At 44.4% G+C, this 16982-nt stretch carries 17 protein-coding genes; 6 read left to right on the top strand and 11 right to left on the bottom strand.

Going from position 1 to position 16982, the window contains the following annotated elements:
- Positions 1-15 precede the first annotated feature (15 nt).
- Both L3V33_RS07650 and L3V33_RS07645 read right to left on the bottom strand, forming a co-directional pair.
- The gene (locus tag L3V33_RS07650; protein ID WP_237290140.1) at positions 16-669 is read right to left on the bottom strand and encodes a cupin domain-containing protein; all 654 of its coding nucleotides are present in this window, start codon (positions 667-669) and stop codon (positions 16-18) included.
- A gap of 135 nt (positions 670-804) precedes the next feature.
- Complete coding sequence (locus L3V33_RS07645; RefSeq protein WP_237290139.1) at positions 805-1572, bottom strand: SDR family oxidoreductase; 768 nt, start codon at positions 1570-1572, stop codon at positions 805-807.
- A gap of 105 nt (positions 1573-1677) precedes the next feature.
- On the opposite strand from L3V33_RS07645, the gene L3V33_RS07640 reads away from it, so the two are divergent.
- A complete protein-coding gene (locus tag L3V33_RS07640) occupies positions 1678-2016 on the top strand; it encodes a helix-turn-helix domain-containing protein (RefSeq protein ID WP_004733017.1) in 339 nt (112 codons plus the stop codon).
- A 56-nt stretch (positions 2017-2072) separates the two neighbouring features.
- On the opposite strand, the gene L3V33_RS07635 is transcribed toward L3V33_RS07640, so the two are convergent.
- Entirely contained in the window at positions 2073-2978 is a 906-nt protein-coding gene (locus L3V33_RS07635; protein WP_237290138.1) for a LysR family transcriptional regulator, read from the bottom strand.
- 282 nt (positions 2979-3260) lie between these two features.
- Between L3V33_RS07635 and L3V33_RS07630 the strand changes: the two genes are divergently transcribed.
- Positions 3261-3980 carry an SDR family oxidoreductase gene (locus L3V33_RS07630; protein WP_010433036.1) on the top strand — a complete coding sequence of 240 codons (720 nt, stop codon included), beginning with the start codon at positions 3261-3263 and terminating at the stop codon, positions 3978-3980.
- Between the two features lie 109 nt (positions 3981-4089).
- Here L3V33_RS07630 and L3V33_RS07625 read toward each other — a convergent pair whose 3' ends face one another.
- Together L3V33_RS07625 and ompW are read right to left on the bottom strand one after the other, a co-directional pair.
- The gene (locus tag L3V33_RS07625; RefSeq protein WP_237290137.1) at positions 4090-5916 is read right to left on the bottom strand and encodes a choice-of-anchor I family protein; all 1827 of its coding nucleotides are present in this window, start codon (positions 5914-5916) and stop codon (positions 4090-4092) included.
- Positions 5917-6118: 202 nt separating this feature from the next.
- Positions 6119-6772 carry an outer membrane protein OmpW gene (gene ompW, locus L3V33_RS07620; RefSeq protein WP_237290136.1) on the bottom strand — a complete coding sequence of 218 codons (654 nt, stop codon included), beginning with the start codon at positions 6770-6772 and terminating at the stop codon, positions 6119-6121.
- 398 nt (positions 6773-7170) lie between these two features.
- Between ompW and glgC the strand changes: the two genes are divergently transcribed.
- The gene (gene glgC, locus L3V33_RS07615; RefSeq protein WP_237290135.1) at positions 7171-8391 is read left to right on the top strand and encodes a glucose-1-phosphate adenylyltransferase; all 1221 of its coding nucleotides are present in this window, start codon (positions 7171-7173) and stop codon (positions 8389-8391) included.
- Between the two features lie 122 nt (positions 8392-8513).
- Here the strand turns inward: glgC and L3V33_RS07610 are convergent, their stop codons facing one another.
- Both L3V33_RS07610 and L3V33_RS07605 read right to left on the bottom strand, forming a co-directional pair.
- The gene (locus L3V33_RS07610; protein WP_171314370.1) at positions 8514-9944 is read right to left on the bottom strand and encodes a Na+/H+ antiporter NhaC family protein; all 1431 of its coding nucleotides are present in this window, start codon (positions 9942-9944) and stop codon (positions 8514-8516) included.
- A gap of 411 nt (positions 9945-10355) precedes the next feature.
- Positions 10356-10940 (bottom strand): hypothetical protein, encoded by a 585-nt coding sequence (locus tag L3V33_RS07605; RefSeq protein WP_171314369.1) that lies wholly within the window; start codon positions 10938-10940, stop codon positions 10356-10358.
- Between the two features lie 420 nt (positions 10941-11360).
- Here L3V33_RS07605 and raiA point away from each other — a divergent pair, with 420 nt between their 5' ends.
- The 3 genes from raiA (at position 11361) to L3V33_RS07590 (ending at position 13039) form a co-directional block, all read left to right on the top strand.
- Positions 11361-11717, top strand: coding sequence for a ribosome-associated translation inhibitor RaiA (gene raiA, locus L3V33_RS07600; protein WP_004733000.1), 357 nt, complete (start codon positions 11361-11363; stop codon positions 11715-11717).
- A 277-nt stretch (positions 11718-11994) separates the two neighbouring features.
- On the top strand, positions 11995-12150 hold the full coding sequence (locus L3V33_RS07595; protein ID WP_237290134.1) for a DUF3012 domain-containing protein: 156 nt from the start codon (positions 11995-11997) through the stop codon (positions 12148-12150).
- Between the two features lie 109 nt (positions 12151-12259).
- Complete coding sequence (locus tag L3V33_RS07590) at positions 12260-13039, top strand: HAD-IIB family hydrolase (protein WP_237290133.1); 780 nt, start codon at positions 12260-12262, stop codon at positions 13037-13039.
- 170 nt (positions 13040-13209) lie between these two features.
- Here the strand turns inward: L3V33_RS07590 and phnE (L3V33_RS07585) are convergent, their stop codons facing one another.
- The 4 genes from phnE (L3V33_RS07585) to phnD all read right to left on the bottom strand — a co-directional run bounded on the left by phnE (L3V33_RS07585) (position 13210) and on the right by phnD (position 16764).
- Positions 13210-14013: a phosphonate ABC transporter, permease protein PhnE gene (gene phnE, locus L3V33_RS07585; RefSeq protein WP_004732994.1), complete on the bottom strand. Its 804-nt coding sequence runs from the start codon at positions 14011-14013 to the stop codon at positions 13210-13212.
- Positions 14013-14837, bottom strand: coding sequence for a phosphonate ABC transporter, permease protein PhnE (gene phnE, locus L3V33_RS07580; RefSeq protein WP_054541529.1), 825 nt, complete (start codon positions 14835-14837; stop codon positions 14013-14015). The genes phnE (L3V33_RS07585) and phnE (L3V33_RS07580) overlap by 1 nt, the downstream gene beginning before the upstream one ends.
- Positions 14825-15595, bottom strand: a complete 771-nt coding sequence (phnC, locus tag L3V33_RS07575; protein ID WP_237290132.1) for a phosphonate ABC transporter ATP-binding protein — start codon at positions 15593-15595, stop codon at positions 14825-14827. The genes phnE (L3V33_RS07580) and phnC overlap by 13 nt, the downstream gene beginning before the upstream one ends.
- 128 nt (positions 15596-15723) lie before the next feature.
- Positions 15724-16764: a phosphate/phosphite/phosphonate ABC transporter substrate-binding protein gene (gene phnD, locus L3V33_RS07570; protein ID WP_004732989.1), complete on the bottom strand. Its 1041-nt coding sequence runs from the start codon at positions 16762-16764 to the stop codon at positions 15724-15726.
- Positions 16765-16982 lie beyond the last annotated feature (218 nt).

Raw genomic sequence — 16982 nt, 5'->3', positions numbered from 1 at the left:
ATATTTAGCATTCCTTTAATCCAATGGCAGATGCCCCGTTTTCACTAGGATAACCGTCTCTTCTTCCACATAAGGGAAATGCTCGCTCATATGCGGGCTGCGCATCCATGTGTGTTTTGGATACTCACCATGTTCGTCTTTAAAGGTGCCAGAAAGTACAAATATCTCTTCACCGCCAAAGTGACGATGTGGCTGAAAACGTTCGCCAACTGGCCACTTCACTAACGCGACATGCTCGTGTTCGAATTCATGCAGCGGCATCACTTGTAAACCGCCAATCCCCGGAAGCCACTCTGTTTCTAGAGTATTGATGCGAACTTGAGTTAAGTCTCTCGCGTCAAACTGGTTGAGCTTAACCAAAATCGTGCAGCCATTTTTGCTTGATGGAGAGTGCGCGCTGCCCGGCGGATTACGGATATAAGTGCCTGCAGGGAAGTCTCCTGTTTCATCAGAGAATACACCCTCTAATACGAAGATCTCTTCGCCTTGTGGGTGTGGGTGCTCAGAAAACGAAGATTCGGGATCGTACTTCACCACACTGGTCGTGTGACCTGATTCTTTCTCTTCTCTTTCTAGCGGCTTACGCCATACCCCTTTGGCAGGGCTAGCGATCCAATCTAATGTCTCGGTTTCAATAACCAGCTTTTTTGAAAAGTCCATGCTGAACATAATGGCGACCTTACTCTTGTTATCGTTTTAATTATTATTGTTGTCTTTCTAGTTTCTATTCTACGCGAATACTCATCAAGGAGGCCATCTCGCTGCTATTTTGTCTACGCGACAGCCGCCTAAAAAGAATCCTAATTAATTGCGACCAGCAATCACACCGCCATCAACATCCCAGATTGCACCCGTTACCCAATCTGCACTGTCTGACAATAAGAAAGAGATGCTATTAGCGATGTCTTTCGGCAAACCTACTCGACCAATAGGGTGGAACGCGTTGAAGCCTTCTAACGCTTGATCCACTTCTTCCGGTTTAATGAAAGATTCGTAAATCGGCGTTTTAACCACAGCCGGGGAAACCGCATTCACACGAATGTTATGCTCAGCCAGTTCCATTGCCATGTGCTGTGTTAATGCGTGCAAGCCAGCTTTAGCCATTGAATAGGCAGAAGATGGCGTCGCTTTGATTGCCTGCTTACCCCACATAGAGCCAACGTTAACCACACTGCCACCGCCGTTCTTGATCATCAATTTACTTATCGCTTGAGTGATGAAGAAGGTTGCTTTATTCAGCTGCATATATTGCTCGTAATCAGATTCTTGATGCTCGATAAACGCTTTAGGGTTGAAGTAGCCAGCCGCATTAACAAGGTAACCAATACCCTCTTCAAGCGACTCTAGATGCGCAATGAGATTAGGCACACTCGCATCATCATAAAGGTTAGCTTGCCAGCCTGAAGCGTGACCTAACGATTGCAGTTCTGACACCGCTTTATCTAACTTAGTTGGGTTATTGCCGACAACCAACACATGGATGTTCTGAGCGACTAACTGCTTCGCTGTTTCAAAGCCCATACCACTTGTGCCACCGATAATTACTGCAATACCATTTTTAGTGAAGTTCATTTTGTTATCTCCTAAGTCATGTGAACGTGGTAATCTTAGGCCTTGAACTAACACTATGAATAGTAAGTACAAATCGGTTAGGTAGGTACTTATTGGTACATCTTTATGAAAAATCAGGAAAACTTTTTTTCAAGAAAATCAGCACCAGAGCGTTCAGCTCGCATGGTGGAAACCATCTACGGCTGTAAATGGTCGCTAACGGTTTACCAATTACTGGCAAATGGCATTAATCGCCCTGGTGAAATGGTGCGCTCGGTCGAAGGGTTATCGACCAAGGTATTGAATGAATGTTTGAAGCGAAATGTAGAATTCGGGATTTTAGATAAGCAAATGTTCAACGAACTGCCACCAAGAGTTGAGTATCAAGTAACACCCTTTGGTGAGAAGTTTTTACTGATTCTGGACCAGCTGGAAAACCTACAAAACGAAATCGACGAGATGTAAGTTCGAGCCGGTCCAACTATTGCCAAAAAACGCAAGGCGTAAAAAGCACGCACTATTTAGCTCACTGGCATTTGCTCAAAGCGACCTTTTACAAAATCAATAAAGGTTCGAATTCGGCTCGGTTGATAGCGGTCTCGATGGTAGATCGCTGAAAAATCGACCTTAGGCACCACCCATTCTTCAAATACTTGCAGCAGTTGCCCGTCGTTCAGTTCTTGCAAGCAATAGATGGTTGGTACACGAATAATTCCGTTGCCCGACTTCGCGCCCTGCACCAACACTCGCCCATTTTTACATTGCAGCCTACCTGTCACATGCACATCGACCGTTTTCTTGGTGTCATCTAGCGCTTGAAAGCTCCACTTGCGCACCGAGCCGGTTAAGCAATCATGATGGATCAGATCTTTGGGGTGACTAGGCTTTCCTTTACGAGCAAAGTACTCTGGGCTCGCGAGTGTTCCCATCTCAATGTCCAGAAGCTTTCTTGCGATAAACCCTGCATCTTCTAAGCTCCCCATGCGAAAAGCGATATCGAAAGCGTCTTCAATCAGGTCGACTCGGTTACTACTAAAATCAAGACTGATGCTGATGTCTGGGTAGAGCTGCATAAACTCATTGACCAGATCCGCGATGATCACCTCACCAAGATAACCCCCGACACAATTTACTTTTATGTCGCCACGCACTTCTTCGACATCGTCCACAGCAGCAATCAATGCTTGGTCTATATTATCTAAGGCTTGTTCGCATCTCGCGTATAGATCTTGCCCTGCGTTCGTCAACCTCAAGGTTCGAGTGGTGCGGATAAACAATGTCACTCCCATCTGTTTTTCTAGGCTACTCACTTGGCGCGACACATGGGAGCGCGAGACATCAAGCTCCTCCGCTGCTTTAGTGAAGTTACCTAAACGAGCGATAAGCACGAAAGAGCGAATATCTGACAGATTAATTTGATTGAGCATGGTCGCCAGCTTACTTGTGAAATTAAAAAGTGATGAAGCTATAGAGTTATGACGCTATAAATCTATAAATCTATAAATCTATAAATCTATAAATCTATAAAGTGAACATCTTTATTGTTGCACTACAGCAACAGTGTTTCAAGTAAAGCGCTATATATCAACAATGCTATTTTCCTTAATATACCTCCATCGCAACGAAACAAGGCAACAAGCACTTGATTCGAATGCACTTAAACAGCACGTCGTAGCCAACCGACGCAATAAAAGTACAGAGGAAATAAAATGAAAAAACTAATCGTAATTACAGGTGCAAGCTCTGGTATTGGTGAAGCAATCGCTCGTCGTCTAAGCGATGAAGGTCACCCTCTGCTACTTTTAGCTCGTCGTGTTGACCGCCTTGAAGCGCTGAACCTACCAAACTCACTATCAGTAAAAGTAGACGTAACAGACAAAGCGTCTTTTGATGCAGCAATCGCACAAGGTGAAGCGAAATTTGGCCCTGTAGACGCGCTTATCAACAACGCTGGTGCAATGCTTCTTGGTCAAATCGATACTCAAGACGCTCAAGAGTGGAAGACAATGTTCGACGTGAATGTAATTGGTCTTCTAAACGGCATGCAATCTGTACTTGCTCCGATGATGGAACGTAATACAGGTACTATCATCAACATCAGCTCTATCGCAGGTAAGAAAACATTCCCAAGCCACGCAGCTTACTGTGGTACTAAATTCGCGGTACACGCTATTTCTGAGAACGTTCGTGAAGAAGTGGCTGCTTCAAATGTTCGTGTTACCACTATCGCACCGGGCGCTGTAGAAACTGAGCTTCTGTCGCACACTACCTCTCAAGAGATCAAAGACGGTTACGATTCTTGGAAAGAAGACATGGGCGGCGTACTGGCAGCTGACGATATTGCTCGCGCGGTATCATTCGCTTACCAGCAACCACAGAACGTTTGTATCCGTGAAATTGCTCTAGCGCCAACTAAGCAACAGCCATAGAAGTTAATTATCACGCATATATTTGTGATGCATAAATAAAAAGCGCCATTACTGATTCAGTAGTGGCGCTTTTGTTTTTATTGAGTCTAGCTACAAGCAGTAACCGTGATTAAAACTCAACGCGGTAAACTGATGTGCTACCACTCACTTCGTTGCCAACCGCGATAAAGTGGTTACCAGAGCGAGTGAAATACTTGATTGACTCTGGGCCTAGGTCACCCGCTTTCGAGTTGTAAGTCTCGTTGTCGCAATCACCGCCTTCATCAACCTTAGTGCATACAGGTTGAGTAAAATCGCGGTTATTTAGATAGCTAATGAAACTTGCATTCTTAGGCTGCGTTACGTCGTAGACCATGATGCCACCTTGGCGCTCAAGTCCAATAAAAGCATACTGCTTGCCGTTAATCTCAGCCACTTCGATAGCTTCAGGCTCTACCCCTTTGTCATCACTGCGATCATCACCGCTTTGGTTGTTATCATTGGTGCTGTTGAAGTTTGCTGGATCTCGTTCAAGAACGATTCGAGCGAAATCATCACCACTATCAAACACTAACTCGCCTGACTCATCCCAGATAGAGAAAGAACGACTACCAAATGCTTGAACCTTTTGGTCAGCAGCAAGTGTTCCTTGTGGCTTAATCACTTTAAGACGAGCAAGTTGCTTATTGTCTTTGAGTGCCCCAGCCAATGGGTGGTTCGCGTCAACGTCTAGCTTCTTGCCACGCACTTCATCAACATAAGCGATACAAAAATCTTTTTCTGTGGTGTAGTTTTCGGTGCCTTGGTAATCGTCACCATCCCACTCAAAGCCTTTGTCATCACACATTTGCTGTGTCGTTTTGATGCCATATTCACGGCCATCACCTTCGTTCGCAGTCACGATATAGGTGTTGCCATCGACACTGTAGCTGGTGATGCTGTCTGGCATGTAAAGGCCTTCTAACATTGCGTAACTTTGTAGGTTGCCGATGTTTTTGTCTTTGTTCGACGCATCTAACTGAGCGGTATCCCAAGGCTTTCCACCTAATCCCAGAATCGCATCCACTTCTGCACTCTCGACGTCAATTGCTGCCAATACATTGTTCTCTTGCAGGGCTACGTAAAGCTTTCCGTTATCAGCAAACGTTAGGTATTCCGGTTCAAGGTCTTGAGCAACGGTTGCATTAGGCGCCGAGATTCGAACCTTGTCGGTTAGTTCTGCATGGCGTGGCTGGCCTTGGTTAAATGCCTTAAAATCAATCTGCGTGACTTTCGCTTGCAAAGGACCATTGGTTAGATCCACCAACGTTACTGAACCTTCAGGGTCAATGCTGTAATCCGCATTCGGCTCACCTTCATTTGCAGAGGCAATATAGCGACCATCTTTCGAGAAGCTCACCATGTCCGGCAATGCACCAGCCGTATAAATAGTGACCAGCTCTAACGTGTCTGAACGATAAAGTGCAATGATGCCATTTTGTTGCTTATCGGCGTTCTCAATCGCGACAGCAACTAAGCCCTGATGAGTCGATACACTGTTCGCAGCACCGATATTAATACCAGAAGCCGCAGCGGCTGATTGAAGATCGATAGAGCCTTCAGATGTCGGTGCGCTGTCAGCGTCCATCGATAACACATCAACTTTCTGTGCTTGAGCGTTAACCACATAAAGCTTGTCGGTACATGAATCGTAGCTGACGATTTCGGCTGCAGAAGTATCAAACGGAGCGTCAGCAATAGTACGACCAGCCAGACTAATCCCAGAAACAGTGGCATCTGTCATGTTCGGTTGTTGGATGGATTGGCATTGAAGGCTAAAAGCATTAAGTGACGTTTGAGATTGCGGAGCAGTCGTTGATGGTGTTACCAACGTTGAAGTTGACTGAGAACACCCAACCAGAGCAGAACTTACCGCGATAGGCAGTAATAGAGTCAGCTTATTAAATTTACGATTCATATATCCTCCATAATTAGAATCGCGATCATAGAGGGCTGTTATGACAGTTATCTTTCTCTTTTATTAACAATAAATGACGATAATAGGTTTCTTTTACTCATAACAACAGAAAGTTAAGATGAGCACTCTATTAACAAGCAAGCAAAAAAAAGCGCCCAAGCTGACTGGTGCTTGAGCGCCTTTAGTAAACTAATAAGGAGGGTTAGAAGTTGTAACCACCACCGATCATGAATACCCATGGGTCGATATCAACGTCTGTTGAGTATTGTGTTGTAGTTCCACCTACTGTTTGCTTGTACTTAGCTGTAGTACCAATATCTGCATACCAAACTGACGCATTCAAGAACCAATCGTCGTTGATCATGTAATCCATACCGATGTTAGCAGCCAAGCCCCAAGAATCATCAAGTGATAGGTCACTTAAGCCTGCAGCTTTACCCGTACCATTCAAACTTTCATCGAAAAATACAGTGTAGTTGATACCCGCACCTACATAAGGGCGGAAATCACTGTTCGCTTGACCGAAGTAGTACTGCACCATAAACGTTGGCGGAAGGTGTTTAGTGTCAGCTACTTTACCTAAGCCATTTACAGAAATATTGTGTGAAAATGGGCTCGCGGCTAATACTTCAAAGCTGATGTTATCTGTAAACATGTAGCCGAAAGTAAGGCCAAGCTGAGTATCAGAATCAACCGAGAACTCTAGGTCTGGATTGTTAAGTACAGCGCCACTGCTGTCATTTGGAGATACTGTCGCTGCACCTGCACGGATGATGAAATCACCTTCTTTATGAGCAAGAACGTTGGTTGACATAAGAGCCGCAATAACCGCAATACCACATACTGTTTTTTTCATTATTATTTCCTTTTGTAGGGCTTATTCTAATTGTGAATGAGTAATCATTTCTTATTTTTCGTGCAAGGTAGCATATAATAACCCTACTTTATTGATGGAAATCAATTTGTGAAAACTTGTAATTGTTTATGTAAATTTATATCGACTCGATCACTTTATTACCTCATTTTATTGACAATTTTGTAATGCAACTTTTCCGTGCGTCATGCCGTTAAATTCACCGCCTCAATCTTGCTCGGACCTTTTGGATCAAAATGGAGCAAGCCAACATTTCGTGTGCATCAATTTGGTGCGGCCTCGTATTATTAGCTCATACCTCGCTTAATATTCAATAGGTTACATTTGGCTTAGTGCTTGCAAGTGTATGTTCATAATCATAAATACATGAGGTTCTGACCATGCAAGACACTCTAACGATCGTTCTGGCCGGCGGTGTTGGCTCTCGGCTTTCTCCCCTCACCGATAACCGTGCAAAACCTGCGGTGCCCTTTGGTGGCAAATATCGAATCATCGATTTCACACTCGCGAACTGCCTGCATTCTGGACTTCGCCAAATTCTGGTACTGACTCAGTACAAGTCTCACTCTTTGCAAAAACATTTACGTGATGGTTGGTCGGTGCTTAACCCCGAGCTCGGCGAATACATCACCAATGTTCCTCCACAAATGCGAACGGGTGATAGCTGGTATAGCGGAACAGCCGATGCGATTTATCAGAACCTGTATTTGCTTTCTCGCAGCGAAGCGAAACATGTGGTGGTGTTATCAGGCGACCATATTTATCGTATGGACTACGCGCCAATGCTCAAACAACATAAACAGAGCGAAGCCGACTTAACGGTGGCTTGTATGGAAGTTTCGATTGATGAAGCCAAAGAGTTTGGCGTTATGGAAATCAACGAATCGCATCAGATAAACAACTTCACAGAAAAGCCCCGTTATCCTGCCTGCGTACCCGGAAGGCCAACACGAAGCATGGCTTCAATGGGGATTTATATTTTCGATAAAGAAGTGCTTACACAAGCACTATTGGCGGATGCAGAAGATCCAAATTCCAGCCACGATTTCGGTAAAGATGTGATACCTAAATTGGTAGGGGATAAAAGCGTTTATGCCTACAAATTTGGAGACACCGAAGGCAGAGTTACACAAGATACTTATTGGAGAGACGTTGGTACCCTCGACTCTTATTATCAAGCCAATATGGATTTACTAAAGCCAGTTTCCCCTATCGATTTATACCAACCCGATTGGGCAATCCGCACTTACGAACCTCAATTACCACCCGCTCGAACCATCGCTTCAGTTGAAGGGAATCAAGGGATCTTCATCAACTCGATGATCGCAAATGGTGTGGTGATAGAAGGTGGTTCAGCGCAGAACTCCATCTTTTTCCCAAAAGTTAAAGTCAACAACGCGGCCATTGTTATTGACAGTATTCTGTTTGAAGATGTTGAAATTGGGAAAAATTGTCATATACAAAACTGCATCATCGACAAGCATGTGAAAGTGCCTGATGGTACCCAAATAGGTATTGATAGTAGAGCGGATTCAGAACGATTTCATATATCAAATAAAGGCGTGATTGTGGTGCCCTCTTCTTACCAATTTGAAGAGTAATCTTGGTCATTGTAATAGCTTTTCTTTAAACGAAAAAAGGCAGCGAATTCGCTGCCTTCTTAGTAATTCACACGGCCTCAGTTAAACCCTAACTGTCCATGCATTCGATTAAACAGAAACCCTTAGAAAGGCCCTAGCTCAATCATTTGAGCAATCACAACTGAAATCAAAGCACCCACCGACCAGAACAAGAACAGCGGTAAGAAGAAGCGAACCCACTTAGTGTAAGGCACTTTTGCAATAGCCAATACCGCTAACAAGCCACCATTGGTTGGGTAAATATAGTTAGAAATACCATCACCCAGTTGAGAAGCAAGTGCGGCTACTTGGCGAGTCACTTGACCAATATCTGCCAATGGAATGATGATTGGCATAGTGATCACCGCTTGGCCACTGCCAGACGGAATGAATAAGTTGATCGCAGCCTGCGAGAAGTAGATCCCTGCCGCTGCCACAAGTTTAGAGCTACCAGAAATGATCTGTGCAAGATAGAAGATAATAGAATCAACAATCTTCGCATCTTCCATAATGGTCAACACTGATCGAGCGAAGAAGATGATCAGCACTGCCACCAATACATCGCTAACACCTTTGGTCCAATACTCACAAATCTTGTTCGGAGATAAACCGGCAACCAAACCCGGAATGATCGCCATTGCCACGAATGCACCCGCAATCTCGGTAAAGCCGAAACCCATCGTCAGCGTGCCGAAGATCATGTATGCGAATACGCCCAAGAACGCGATACCCGCAAGCTTTTCACGAGTAGTCAGTGTTTTCGCTTCAACGCTAGATTCGTAGTGGTAACCCGTACCATGCAACAAACTTTTGGTTGGATCTTGCTTAACTTTACGCGCGTAGTTAAGTACATACCAAGCACCCGTTAGCAACATGAACATGCCAACAATAAAGCGGTACCACATGCCTGAATACATAGGCAGTTCAGCAATAGTGTGTGCGATACCCGTAAAGAATGGGTTAGCCAAAGCTGCAGCGAAACCGGCACAACTTGCCAGTAAAACAACGCCAAGTGCCGTGATCGCGTCATAGCCAAGCTTAATACAGATCGGGATCATCAAAGAGATAAAAATGACATCAAGCTCACGCATACCCGTGAAGGTGACGTTGAAGAAAATCGCCGTCATGATCACAGGTGCAATCACGTACAAGCCTTGCTTCTTTAGCTTCGTCGTCAGCGCAACGACGGATGCGTCTAACAAACCCATGTGTTTGATAATGCCGAAAGCACCACCAACGAATACCACAACACCCATCACGCCAGAAGCGGATTTGAAGCCTTTAAAAAATGATTCGAAAAAAGAGGCTAATGTCGTTGGGTTACTGGCTAATAATGTGTAACTGTCTGGGTCAATCACAGTGCGACCATTCATGACCACTCGTTCAAACTCACCAGCAGGGATGAAGTAAGTTGCGATTGCAGCAACAATAACCATGATAACCAAAGAGAGAAACGGGTGGTTTACTTCTTTCTCTATCGGAGCTGTGTTACCAGCTTGAGATGTAGGTACGGACGTAGATACCGTAGTCGTCATATAGACTCCTTACTTGTCAGCAACTAAGGAGTACTTAGCCGCCGAGAGGGATTTTTGGAAAAACGAAACCCTTCACGCAGAACTAAGTTCGCGCTAATTTAGGCTGTTTCAAAAAGGCCTTTGATAGATGGTGCTCTCAAATGTACATAGTGAAGTAGTGAGTACTACTCTCTTTGCGTCCGAGCAAAATGCAGATGTTCAGCCAAGTCAGGCCAAACTGAATGAGGTCATTACGGGCAGATAAATAAAGAAATCCGCTGAGTAATATGTTTTTTATCAATTACAAAGACAAGCCGCGCATGCTAACACAACGAGCGGTAAATTGTCAGAAAAGTGTGAGTTTCGTCATGTTTTGGTGGGCTTTAAAAAAGCGCCTAGCAAAAACTGGGCGCTTTTTTACATTGAACTGAATTACTTAGGCGCTAGCTCATAGTTTTCTTGCATCTCATGAGGGGCAATCCCGTACTCATAATCCGCTAAGTAACCATCCTTATAGACCTTCATTCCCTTCTCATCCCAGCTCACTTTGATCATCGCCGTGTTGCCATCTTCACTGCCTAACAGCTCAAGAATTTCAGCATCGATCTTAATCGCTTTAATGGTTTTAATACGCTTAAAGGGCTTAGATTCAGTGGTTGAGGTTGGCAAAGATCCGTAGCTGCTGATCCATGTCTCTTTAGGTACTAGCCATTGGTTGAAAACATCATCCACAATCGCTTTCGGCATGCTTGCGATAACAACAGAATCTGTCATTACGTTATTTGTCTCGATGCTGTAACCGCCCTCACCGTCTGAAACATAGGTAGGGAAATCAATGCCAATTTCAGACTCTGCTGGCAAACGACCTAGAGTGACCGACTTCTTAACGTACAGTTCTGCCGTTTCAAACTGCTGCATGATCTCTGGAATTTTCTGAAACTCAACAGGGGCAGCAAAGGCATTAAAAGCGAAAGAAAGGGAAGCTGCGATTACAGCGAATTTAACAGGCATTTTCATGTTAACGGATCCAAATAGAAGATGGCAGTTAGAGTATCCCGTACTAAAATTCATCTCAATATCTCATTGTTCTTTATATCAGTAATTGTGATATCGACAGAGCAGATATGTTTTGTTCACTAAAATGGATGTGGATTTATAAAAGCAGACTAGAATAAGTATTTGGAGTGATGCGTGATTAGGGCGATAAAAACTAAGTTGAAAGAGTGAATTGGAGTAATACTTCAAAGGTGAGGGATTTTTAAACACGTTTGAAATTCACGAAACATAATATGCGACCAGTTCATCGGACTTTCAAGGGAGTAATGGGAGATTATTTGATAACACTGAAGTGAATCACACATGTGCTATTTCGCAGTTGGTTAAACTCACCGATGTTTGCTACGTTTAAATGACACAGTCATTGGAAAGGTATGATTTATGAAAATAAATGTTCAAACACATCACGTATCAATTAACGACGAGTCACGCAAAGACATCGAAAGTAAATTCGAGAAGATATCGAACCATTTCCCATCACTGATCAGTTGCGACATCATCATTACTAAAGAACACGGTCAACATCAGGTAGAAGTATTCACCAACTACGAAGGTGTACGAGTAACAGCAAAATCTACAGACGATGTTATGTACCCAGCTATCGCTGCAGCACTCAAGAAACTTGAAGCAGGCTTAAGTAACCGTAAGGGACAATTGAAAGCAGACCTACACGAGAAACCAACGAGCACGAAGCCAGAAATCGCTTCGGACATCATCCAAGAGATGAAACTGGTATAACTCGACAAGTAGTTAAAGCTCACTAACGAATAGAAGCGCACAAGAATTTCAAAGCCAGCACATGTTGCTGGCTTTTTCGATCCCCCTCAATCTCTTTATCAATCTATTACTTTGATTTTGCCTATCACGACGGCCTAACCTCTTCACTTCCCATCTTAGAACCAAGCCCAACTCTATATCGTTTTTAACAAACTTATGTCACTGGCTGCTATAACAATCTCTAGTCGTATTTGGTACAGTTATAAGCAGAAATTTAGAGAATAAAGGAATGTTTATTATGAAAAAAATCGTGCTAATTCTATTTCTAGCGACTCAACTGATGGCTTGTACAGAAGTGGGCAGTGAAGCTTGGTGTACAGATATGAAAGAAAAGCCGAAAGGCGACTGGACTGCCAATGAAGCCGGTGATTTTGCTAAACATTGTGTTTTCTAAACACGGTTAAGCGTTAATTAACGTCACTTAGTCAGACTGAGAGAAAGACGTTTAACGACGAACTGAGCACTCCACGCAACACAATAAACCCGAATAAGTGAGTTTGAGGATGGAACACCAACTAGGTAATGACTGGCAACACATCAACTGGGTATTAACCGACGTCGATGACACGCTCACTTGGCAAGGTTCACTCCCTCCAGAAACCCTGATTGCGTTACAAAAGCTGAGAGACAATGGAATCAAAGTGGTCGCAGTAACGGGAGCCTGTGCTGGTTGGTGTGACCATATTGCGCAGCTTTGGCCTGTCGATGCCGTGCTTGGAGAGAACGGCGCCTTCTTACTAGAGAAGCAAGATAGTGCATTACAACTCTCATCTGAAACACCGCTAGAACAAGTGCGTCAGAACCAAGCTAAGCTAAAACAAGAAGTTGAAGCGATCTTGTTGAGTTATCCCGACCTATCACTAACTTTGGATCAATCTTACCGCTTGTGTGAGGTCGCGATTGATATCGGCCAAAACCGTAAGCCTGTTGATCCTGAAACTGTTCAAGCGGTACTCGAAAGAATACACGCTTTAGGCGCACACGCGACGGCAAGTTCGATTCATATCAATGCTTGGTATGGCGAACACTCAAAGAAAAACGCAGTACACCGCTTCCTTGCTGATAAAGGCTTATCGCTTGAGCAAATCCACAATGAGGCTTGCTATGTCGGCGATTCAATGAACGATCAACAGATGTTCGAATCACTACCACTCACCGTTGGCGTGGCAAACATTAAGCATTATTGGGATAAGTTAGATCATCATCCAAGTAAGGTGATGTCGCAGCCGGGTGGCTATGGGTTTGCAGAATTTGTGGATGCGCTGCTGGCAGTTAAAAGCTAGACACTTAAAAACGAGTCACGCCCTTCTAACAAGGTCTCAGGTCACTCAATATACATAAAAAAACGACCGCTAGGTAGATCGAAGTACCTAGGGTCGTTTGAGCTTCAAAATGCTAGATAAGCTCTTAACTTTGACACATCACACAAAACACGCTGCATTGCACCATATGTTTATATGAGTTTGTTACGGATGTGGATCACTACGGCTTCTGCAACGATAACCACTGCGAAGATACTCACTAATACCATCGAAACTTTTTGCCACTCAAAAAGGTTCTGCGCATCGTTTAGCACCACGCCAATACCACCAGCGCCCACTAACCCCAATACCGCAGATTCACGCACATTGATGTCCCAACGGAACAACACGATGGAGTAGAATGCGGGCATCACTTGTGGCCAATACCCTTTAAGCAAGATGCTCATCCAAGAAGCGCCTGTTGCGCGCAGAGCTTCGATAGGCCCCATGTTCACTTCGGCAATCGCTTCCGCTAACAGCTTCCCTACAAAGCCGATACTGCGAATGGCAATTGCCATAATGCCTGCGAGAACACCGGGGCCAAATAGTGCGATAAACAACAAAGCCCAAACCAATGAGTTCACAGAACGTGAAGACACCAGAAAGAATTGTGCCACCCAGTTCAGCGCTTTATTAGGTGTGATATTTGGCGCGTTCAACAACGCCAACGGAATCGCAAATATCAAGGTAAACAAGGTACCTAACGTCGCAATGTGCAGTGTTTCAATCATCGCTGCGTGGATTGATTCAGGATAGAAAGCGTAGTCCACTGGCACCATACGCTCGAACATGTCAGCAAACTGCGCTGGCGCGTCGTATAGGAACTCTGGAATCACTTCAACCGTCTGCCAAGACCAAACAATCGCACACACTAAGCTCAGGTAAACGGCAAATCGAGCTACTCGTTCATTTGGTGTAAAACGCTGCCACTCTTTATCGATAGATGCTGTTGTCATTAGAAGATTCTCCTAACAATGTTGGAAAGAAATTCACCCACAAGAATCAATGCGATAATGGTGATCAAAATAGCGGCAACGAAGTCGTAGTCAAAGCGTTGGAATGCCGAAAATAACGTGCCGCCAAGGCCGCCCGCACCCACAATGCCAACCATGGTTGAGTTACGTAGATTTGAATCAAGCTGGTAACTAGCAAAGCCAATAAAACGAGTAAATACTTGAGGCATTACCGCATACAAAATGACGCTGATAAAACTGGCACCGGTTGCTTTAATCGCTTCAACCGGTTTAAAAGAGATCTCTTCAATCGCTTCAGCAAAAAGCTTGGCAATAAAACCAATCGATGCGAAGACCAAGGTCAGGATCCCAGCAAGAGCACCGAAGCCCACCGCTTTCACAAATAGGATTGCGATGATCACCGGGTGAAAAGATCGACATAGTGCGATGAAACAACGTATTGGCGTCGATACGATTGAAGGCATCATATTTCTCGCAGCTAACAAGCCCAGAAACAATGAAATAACGATGCCAAAGAAGCTTGAGATAATCGCAATTTGTAAGCTTTCCGCTAATCCACTCAGCAGTAAGCTAGTACGCGAAAAATCAGGCGGAAACATTCTTGATAGTAACCGCTCACTTTCACCAAAACCGATGACCAAACGATCAAAGGTTAGCCCTAACGTCGAGAAACTGTAAAACAGATAAGCAACTATCGCAGCGATGATTGCTCGGTTAGTCCATGAGGTTTTGAATGGGTTTTCATGCTTCGCTGGCGACTGGTTTGACGGTACGCTTGGCGATGAACTTGGGGTTAATCCAGCCATGACTCACCCCCGTAAATGATTTTTAGATCTTCTTCTGAGATCCATTCAGGGCTACCGTCATAATGCACTTTACCGTTACACATGCCGATGATGCGCTTGGCATAACGCTTGGCTAAGTTCACATCGTGGATGTTAACCAACACGGGAATGTTTTTCTGTTCTGCGAATGTCTCCATCAACTCCATGATCTCAACCGCGGTTTTCGGGTCGAGTGATGAAGTCGGTTCATCCGCCAATAAGATATATGGGTCTTGCATAACGGCGCGAGCGATACCGACACGCTGTCTTTGGCCGCCCGATAAACTGTCGGCACGTTGGTTAGCAAAGTCTTGCAGGCCAACAAATTCAAGTAACTCGAACGCTTTTGCTAGGTCTTGCGCAGAGTAGTTGCGACGCCATGCATTCCAAGCGGTCATGTAACCCAAACGGCCACTCAACACGTTCTCGATAACCGTTAAACGTTCGACAAGGTTATATTCTTGAAACACCATGCCGATGTGTCGACGCTGTTTACGTAGCGCTTGGCCTTTTAATTGAGTCAGGTCTGCGCCATCAAATATGATCTCACCTTGGCTTGGATCGTTGAGTCGGTTGATACAGCGTAGAAGTGTACTTTTACCTGTACCAGATGGACCAATGATCGCGATGATGCCTGGTTCATCGATATCAATATTAATGCCTTTAAGGATTGGCTTGCCTGCCACATATTCGTGGAAAAGGTTGTTTATCTTTATTCCTTCATAGCTTGCTACGGCCATACTGCATTTCCTTGTGCGAATTTTCGAATGATCTATGCCCTACCCGCGAGGGCATAGATATTTAGTTGAAGTAGGTATTTTAAAAGGGCTAAGTCTTTCTAAAACTTAGCCTTCTAATAGAAAAAGAGTTAGCCGTTGTTTGCTTGTTTTGCTAGCTCAGCTGCTTTTTTCTTTGCGCGTTTAGCCGCATCTTTTTCAGCCAATTTCTTCAGGCCTGTTTTGGTGTAAGCCGTACCTGTCGCATGAGCGATATCACGAATCACATCCCACTCTTCTTTGTAGCTGATTGGCGAGAAACGATCTGCACCTTTAAATGATGCGCTCATCTCTGGTGTAAAGCGGTAGCTAAAGAAAGCTTCGTTGATCTTCTCAACTAGCTCTGGTTTTAAGTTGTACGCGTAACCAAAAGCAGACGTTGGGAAACGTGGGCTACGGTAGATGATCTTCAGTTCAGAATCGTCAACACGACCTGCTGCTACCATACGATCGTACACGTCCGATGCCACAGGTGCTGCGTCATAATCTCCATTGAAGACACCTAGAATCGATTGGTCATGCTTACCTGAGTAAAGCACTTTATAATCTTCATCTGGCACTAGGCCTTTCGCTGGGAATAACGCACGTGGAGCTAGGTTGCCAGAGTTGGAAGATGCAGAAGTGTGTGCAACCTTTTTGCCTTTCAGATCAGACATTTTGTTAATGCCGCTATCTTTACGCACAATCGTGATTAGGTTGTAGCCTTGGAAACCAGACTCATCGCCCTTCACCGCAATTGGAACGTAACCTGCCAAGTTAACTGCGTAGCCTGTTGGGCCCGTAGAGAAACCAGCAACGTGCAGTCGACCAGAACGCATCGCTTCTACTTGCGCAGAGTTCGAGTGAACTGTGTAGTAAATCACTCGCTTACCTGTAATTTTACTTAGGTGAGCTTGGAAATCCGCAAACGCATCTTTGTACAACGCAGGGTCTTCTACTGGCGTGTAGGTAAACACAAGCGTACTTGGGTCATTCCACTCATCTGGGTTCTTTGGTGAATCGGCCACCAAATCTTGGTTTTCATCACAGTATCGATCGTCTAACACACCACGACTAGAGCAGTCGCTTGCCATAGCCATTGAAGGAAGTAGTAATGAGCTAGCGATTAACAGTCCTTTAACACTGATTTTCATATTCAAACCTTACTTTTACTTATTGTTGAAAGTCACCTTAGCTACTGCAGCCTTCGTGCCATATTTTTATTTACTAAATTTCAATAACTTACAACAAAACTCAAACTAGCCAAGATCTTTTGAGTCATTCGTGTCCAACTAAAAATCCATCATTTGGGTCATTTCTGTCCCACCAATTTCAGTGGTAAAAAAAGAGCCCGAAGGCTCTTTGGTTCACT

Origin of the sequence: Vibrio sp. A2-1, from assembly GCF_021728355.1 — a bacterium.
GTDB classification, from domain to species: domain Bacteria; phylum Pseudomonadota; class Gammaproteobacteria; order Enterobacterales; family Vibrionaceae; genus Vibrio; species Vibrio splendidus_K.
Note: the sequence above shows the minus strand (reverse complement) of the source record. Positions and strands in the feature narration are given on the sequence as shown.

Coding starts and splice junctions, on each gene's coding strand:
- L3V33_RS07650 (WP_237290140.1), bottom strand. CDS start 669: ATGTTCAGCATGGACTTTTCAAAAAAGCTGGTTATTGAAACCGAGACA.
- L3V33_RS07645 (WP_237290139.1), bottom strand. CDS start 1,572: ATGAACTTCACTAAAAATGGTATTGCAGTAATTATCGGTGGCACAAGT.
- L3V33_RS07640 (WP_004733017.1), top strand. CDS start 1,678: ATGAAAAATCAGGAAAACTTTTTTTCAAGAAAATCAGCACCAGAGCGT.
- L3V33_RS07635 (WP_237290138.1), bottom strand. CDS start 2,978: ATGCTCAATCAAATTAATCTGTCAGATATTCGCTCTTTCGTGCTTATC.
- L3V33_RS07630 (WP_010433036.1), top strand. CDS start 3,261: ATGAAAAAACTAATCGTAATTACAGGTGCAAGCTCTGGTATTGGTGAA.
- L3V33_RS07625 (WP_237290137.1), bottom strand. CDS start 5,916: ATGAATCGTAAATTTAATAAGCTGACTCTATTACTGCCTATCGCGGTA.
- ompW (WP_237290136.1), bottom strand. CDS start 6,772: ATGAAAAAAACAGTATGTGGTATTGCGGTTATTGCGGCTCTTATGTCA.
- glgC (WP_237290135.1), top strand. CDS start 7,171: ATGCAAGACACTCTAACGATCGTTCTGGCCGGCGGTGTTGGCTCTCGG.
- L3V33_RS07610 (WP_171314370.1), bottom strand. CDS start 9,944: ATGACGACTACGGTATCTACGTCCGTACCTACATCTCAAGCTGGTAAC.
- L3V33_RS07605 (WP_171314369.1), bottom strand. CDS start 10,940: ATGAAAATGCCTGTTAAATTCGCTGTAATCGCAGCTTCCCTTTCTTTC.
- raiA (WP_004733000.1), top strand. CDS start 11,361: ATGAAAATAAATGTTCAAACACATCACGTATCAATTAACGACGAGTCA.
- L3V33_RS07595 (WP_237290134.1), top strand. CDS start 11,995: ATGAAAAAAATCGTGCTAATTCTATTTCTAGCGACTCAACTGATGGCT.
- L3V33_RS07590 (WP_237290133.1), top strand. CDS start 12,260: ATGGAACACCAACTAGGTAATGACTGGCAACACATCAACTGGGTATTA.
- phnE (WP_004732994.1), bottom strand. CDS start 14,013: ATGACAACAGCATCTATCGATAAAGAGTGGCAGCGTTTTACACCAAAT.
- phnE (WP_054541529.1), bottom strand. CDS start 14,837: ATGGCTGGATTAACCCCAAGTTCATCGCCAAGCGTACCGTCAAACCAG.
- phnC (WP_237290132.1), bottom strand. CDS start 15,595: ATGGCCGTAGCAAGCTATGAAGGAATAAAGATAAACAACCTTTTCCAC.
- phnD (WP_004732989.1), bottom strand. CDS start 16,764: ATGAAAATCAGTGTTAAAGGACTGTTAATCGCTAGCTCATTACTACTT.